At 68.5% G+C, this 549-nt stretch carries 1 pseudogene; it reads left to right on the plus strand.

The window, feature by feature from the left end:
- A pseudogene (locus EN906_RS36530) lies at window positions 1-549 on the plus strand (hypothetical protein); the annotation flags it as partial.

Here is a 549-nt window from a genome sequence, read left to right on the forward strand (position 1 = left end):
GGGTTACCAGGCTGGCGGCATTCTTGCCCAGTCGGTTGCCGGCAGCGGCGGCAATGGCGGCGATTCCTGGGCGGCGGCTGGCGGTTACGGCGTCAATGTCAGCGTTAACGCGACCGTCAGCATCGGCGGCGGCGGCGGCGACGGCAATGTCAGCGACGATGTGCTCGTCCACAATGCCATGACGGTGCAGACGGATGGCGACATGAGCGCGGCGATCCTTGCGCAGTCGATCGGCGGCGGCGGCGGCAATGGCGGCTCGACCAACGGCGCGACCGCCGATCTGGGCGGCGGCCAAGGCGTCAACGTTGCGGCCAACGTGACCGTCGGAGGCGGGGGCGGCACCGGCAATATCTCCGGCGCGGTCGACGTGATCAACACCGGCAATTTGACGACCAAGGGCGATTTCTCCTCAGGCATCGTCGCGCAATCGCTGGGCGGCGGCGGCGGCATGGGCGGATCGAGCAACGCCAAGGCGTTCCACCTTGGCGGCACCAGCGAGACGAGTGTCACCGTCAATGTCGGCATTGGCGGTTCGGCCGGCCCCGGCAA

It is taken from the genome of Mesorhizobium sp. M7A.F.Ca.CA.004.06.1.1 (assembly GCF_003999135.1).
Lineage (GTDB): Bacteria > Pseudomonadota > Alphaproteobacteria > Rhizobiales > Rhizobiaceae > Mesorhizobium.